The sequence below is a fragment of the Sinomonas humi genome (assembly GCF_000802235.1).
Classification (GTDB): Bacteria; Actinomycetota; Actinomycetes; order Actinomycetales; family Micrococcaceae; genus Sinomonas; species Sinomonas humi.
The window spans coordinates 1-4,882 of the sequence record NZ_JTDL01000088.1; the positions used below are offsets into that span (position 1 = coordinate 1).

The 4,882-nt window shown below is 66.7% G+C and carries 2 protein-coding genes and 3 pseudogenes; 2 read left to right on the top strand and 3 right to left on the bottom strand.

From position 1 onward, the window contains the following. Positions 1-363: 363 nt before the first annotated feature. Together LK10_RS07450 and LK10_RS07455 are read left to right on the top strand one after the other, a co-directional pair. Positions 364-528: pseudogene (locus LK10_RS07450) on the top strand (IS110 family transposase); the annotation flags it as partial. 109 nt (positions 529-637) lie between these two features. After that, a pseudogene (locus LK10_RS07455) lies at positions 638-1,711 on the top strand (IS630 family transposase). Here LK10_RS07455 and LK10_RS07465 read toward each other — a convergent pair. From LK10_RS07465 to LK10_RS22245, 3 genes and pseudogenes are all read right to left on the bottom strand, one after another. Then, positions 1,708-3,222, bottom strand: a complete 1,515-nt coding sequence (locus tag LK10_RS07465) for a SulP family inorganic anion transporter (RefSeq protein WP_043121862.1) — start codon at positions 3,220-3,222, stop codon at positions 1,708-1,710. The pseudogene LK10_RS07455 and the gene LK10_RS07465 overlap by 4 nt on opposite strands. A 267-nt stretch (positions 3,223-3,489) precedes the next feature. Beyond that, positions 3,490-4,449, bottom strand: coding sequence for a 2-hydroxyacid dehydrogenase (locus tag LK10_RS07470; RefSeq protein WP_043121865.1), 960 nt, complete (start codon positions 4,447-4,449; stop codon positions 3,490-3,492). Continuing rightward, positions 4,446-4,882 (bottom strand): annotated as a pseudogene (locus LK10_RS22245) (pyridoxal phosphate-dependent aminotransferase); the annotation flags it as partial. The pseudogene LK10_RS22245 and the gene LK10_RS07470, both read right to left, overlap by 4 nt.

Genomic DNA, 4,882 nt, shown 5'->3' on the forward strand with positions numbered 1-4,882 from the left:
ATGAGCACGACCCTTTCGACTTCATCGGACCGAATGGGCTCCCGACCGTTCTCGCCATCTTTTCGCTGCCGGTCCTGGCGGCCGGGGTATCGCTTCTGATAGTCGGACTCGTCGCCGTCCGGAAACGCTCACGGCTGGCAGCGTCCTGAAGTTCAGGCTCAAGGCGAGCCCCTGTCATGTGTGTTGAATACGCCCAAACCTGATACGCAGGGGTGCCAGTAAAAGTAATAGTACAGTATCGGTTATCCCTTGGCTTCGAGTTGTTGGTGGCCACTTCCAACGAGGTCGGCACCTCCCAGCGGCGTTGGACGTCGGGCCTGTTGGAAGTACTTCCAACATGTGAGGCCCGGGATCACGGACCATTCGCTTCGACCGTCGCCCTCGAGGGCCTACTACGACCGCAAACGCGCTCAGGACAAACGGCGCAACCAAGCCTTCATCGCACTGGCCCTCCGCCGCTGCGACGTCCTGTTCGCCATGCTCCGCGACGGCACCCTTTGCCAGCTGCAAACAGCCTCAGCGGCTTGACGAAAACTACAGAGGCGTCCCCCGCCGATGGTTCGCTGAGGCTGTTAGAAGCGTCTAGTGTCGCGTGGCGTTAGTCTCTGAATGGTTTGGTGTTTGGGAGGATGGCCTTGTGGCCAATCGTCCCGCGCCCGCATTGGGCCTTCGTGATGGTGATTTCGAGGAATTGAGGCGGCTGACGCGCTCCCCGTCGGTGCGGGCCGGGCTGGCGCAGCGGGCCCAGATCGTGCTGTTGGCTGCCGAGGGCGTGGCGAACACGGTGATTGCCGAGCGCGTCGGCGCGAGCGTCGTGACCGTTCTGGCGTGGCGGCGCCGGTACGCCGAGTCGGGCCTCGCCGGGCTCGGGGACCGGGGTCGCTCGGGGCGCCCGCGGCGGGTGGACCACGCCGAGGTCGTCTCGGCGGCCCTGGCCCCGCCGCCGAAGAAGTACGGGGTCACGCACTGGTCCTCGCGACTGCTGGGGAAGCACCTGGGGATCTCCAACACCACGGTGGCCAGGGCCTGGCGGGAGTACGGCGTCCAGCCGTGGCGGTCCGGGACGTTCAAGTTCTCCACCGACCCCGAGCTCGTCGCGAAGGTCACCGACGTCGTGGGCCTGTACCTGGCGCCGCCGGAGGACGCGGTGGTGCTGTGCGTGGACGAGAAATCGCAGATTCAGGCCCTGGACCGCATCGCCCCGATGCTGCCCATGCAGCCGCGCCAGATCGAACGGCGCACCCACGACTACACCCGCCACGGCACCACGACCCTCTTCGCCGCCCTCGAGGTCGCCACCGGCCAGGTCACCGCCGCCGTGAAGCCCAAGCACCGCAGGCAGGAGTTCCTCGCGTTCCTGCGCCAGGTCGACCGGACCTACCCGAGGGCGAGCTGCACCTCGTGATGGACGACTACGCGACCCACAAGACCCCCGAGGTGAAGGCCTGGCTGGAAGCCCATCCCCGCTTCACCGTGCACTTCACCGCCCACGTCCGGGTCCTGGTTGAACCTCGTCGAGGTCTGGTTCGGCATCATCGACCGCCAGGCCATCCGTCCCGGGGTCTTCACCTCCGTCAAGGACCTCAACGCCAAGATCCGCCAGTTCATCACCGGCTGGAACGACCGCGCCCACCCCTTCGTCTGGACCAAGACCCCCGAACAGATCCTCTCCAAAGCAAACCCTAAAACCACTTCCGAAACGCGACACTAGTTCGCCGACGGGAACTTTCCGCTTAGCCGCTCGTGGATCGTCTGGGAGGCCTCGTTGAGTCCCACGATCTGGACTTCGGCGCCGTGCTGGCGGTACTTCTCGGTCACGGAATCGAGGGCGGCGACAGTGGATGCGTCCCACACATGCGAATGGTGCATGTCGATGACAACCCTCTCCGGATCGTGGGCGTACTCGAATTGGGTGTAGAGGTCGTTGGACGAGGCGAAGAACAATTCGCCATTCACCGTGTAGACCGCGGTCTCAGCCCCGTCGAGCGTGACGACCTTGCGGTCCATGGTGACGAAATGCGCCACGCGGCGGGCGAAGAGCACCACGGCAACGAGTACGCCGGCGCCCACGCCGATCGCGAGGTTGTTGGTGGCGACCACCGCGATCACCGTCACGGCCATGACCGTCGTCTCGCTCTTGGGCATCCTCCGCAGGGTCGAGGGACGGATGCTGTGCCAGTCGAAGGTCGCCACGGAGACGAAGACCATCACCGCCACGAGGGCTGCCATGGGGACCTCGGCCACGACGTTCCCCAGAGGGACCACGAGGACCAGCAGGATCGCCCCGGCCAGGAACGTCGAGATGCGCGTGCGGCTTCCCGCGGCCTTGACGTTGATCATCGTCTGGCCGATCATTGCGCACCCGCCCATGCCGCCGAAGAACCCGGTGACGAGGTTCGCGATGCCCTGGCCCCAGGCCTCGCGGGTCTTGGAGGAGCGGGTGTCGGTGATGTCGTCGACGAGCTTGGCCGTCATGAGGGTCTCGAGCAGGCCCACGAGGGCCATTCCGACGGCGTAGGGAGCGATGGTCTTGAGCGTCTCGAGCGTGAGGGGCACCTGCGGGAAGAACAGACTCGGGAGTCTGTGCGGGAGCTCGCCCTTTTCCCCGACCGTGGGAACCTGCAGTCCGGCGAGCACCGCGGCGAGGGTGAGCGCGACGATTGCGACGAGTGGGGCCGGCACCGCGCGGGTGAGCTTCGGGAGCCCGAAGACAATCACCAGTCCGACGGCGGTGAGCGGGTAGACGGCCCACGGCACCCCGATGAGGTTGGGGACCTGGGCAGAGAAGATCAGGACGGCCAGGGCGTTCACGAAGCCGACCATGACCGAGCGAGGCACGAAACGCATGAGCCGGGCCACGCCGAGCAGCCCGAGCAGCACCTGGATGACTCCGGCGAGGATCACGGCAGCCACGAAGTAGTCCGTGCCGTGGGACCTCACGAGTGGGGCGATGACGAGCGCCGTCGAACCGGCGGCCCCCGAGATCATGGCGGGTCGACCGCCAACGATGGCGATGATCACCGCCATGGTGAACGAGGCGAACAGCCCCACCTGCGGGTCGACCCCCGCTAGAATCGCGAAGGCCAGCGCCTCCGGGATCAGGGCGAGGGCGACGACGAGTCCACCGAGGACTTCAGTCTTCAATCTGGCAGGGGTATGCAGGGCACGCCGCACGGACTGGGCCGCCTCAGGCGTCTCGGTCTGATAGTCGAGGGCAGGCAAAGGTCTCCTCTGGATGCGTGATCGGGTAAACGGACTTCTGGTGCTTCAGCGGGAGCGCGCCATGAAGCAAGCAGGCTGGTTCCCACCTTTCTGCTCTTTCCGGCGTCCCTGTTCTGCCGACGCCGGCATTCCTCACCCAGCATGATGTGGCCGGACATGTTGCGTATGCCCATACGCAACATGTCCGGCCACCTCGGCACGCGTGAAGCTCGGCCAGCACGTGAAATCCCGCCAGGGATGTCGCGGCGCTCGTGGACGACCGTCGCGCTAGTTGATCGGTGCTGGCGGTCGTGCGCCCCCGAGCACAGCAAGGGTGTTGTCGGCGGCGAGCATCGCCATCGCGGTGCGCGTCTCCACTGTGGCCGAGCCCAGATGCGGCAGGAGCACCACGTTCTCGAGCTCCAGCAGCGCAGGATGCACTCGGGGCTCGTGCTCGTACACGTCGAGTCCTGCACCCGCGATTTGGCCCTCGCGCAGTGCGGAGGCGAGCGCGGCTTCGTCGACGATCGGTCCGCGCGCAGTGTTGACGAGGTACGCCGAGCTCTTCATCGCCGTGAGCTGCTCGGCGCCGATCAGGTGATGCGTGGCAGGCCCATAGGGACAGTGCAGCGAGACTACGTCGGAGACTGCGAGCAGTTCGTCGAGATCGAGCCGCCGGGCGCCCAGATCCGCCGCGATGCCGGGATCGAGCTCGCTGCGCGATTGGTAGACGATTTCCATGCCGAAGGCCTTGGCCCGGCGCGCGGTCGCCTGCCCGATGCCGCCCATGCCGACGACGCCGAGGGTCTTGCCCTGCAGGCTGCTGCCGAGCAGGAAGAACATGCCCCACTTCCAGGCTTGGCCGGAGCGGATGAGCCGTTCCCCCTCGCCGAGCCGGCGGGTCGCCATGAGGACGAGGCCCATCGCGATGTCGGCGGTGGCGTCGGTGAGCACACCTGGCGTGTTGGTGGCGACGACGCCGCGTTGGGTGCAGGCTGGCACGTCGATGTTGTCATAGCCGACTGCGACGTTCGCGACGACCTTGAGCTGCGGTCCGGCGGCGTCGAGCAGCTCGCCGTCGATGCGTTCGGTCAGCAGGCTCACGACGGCGTCGGCGCCGGCTACCCGGCGCAGGAGCTCCTCGCGGCCGATCGACTCGGGGGCAGTCCAGGCATTCACTTCGTGCTCGGCGCGGAGCTTCTCGATCGCGGCGTCGGGTACACGTCCCGTGACGACGACCCGGCTCATGCCGTCTCGATCCACTCGCGCAGACGGCCGAGGCCGTCGCGGATGTCGGCGACGTCGATGCCGGAGTAGGCGAGCCGAATGTACTGGCGCTCCTCGCCGGGCTGTCGACGGCCGAAGTGCTCCCGGGTGCAGAAGGAGACACCCGTCTTGTACAGGGCTGCAGTGGCGAAGTCGCCGACCTCGGTGTACCCCATGCGCTCCATCGCCGCCGTGACGTCGGGGAACAGGTAGAACGTCGACTGCGGCACGGCGACGTGCATGCCGGGGATCGCGTTCAGGAGTCCGCAGGCGGCATCCCGGCGCTCGCGCAGTACGTCCAGCATCTGCTGCACGGGTTCCTGGGGGCCGCGGAGTGCTTCGATGCCGCCCCACTGCACGTAGTGGGTCGTGCACGACTCGTCATTGGTGTTGAGCGTGCTGAGCACTTTGGCGA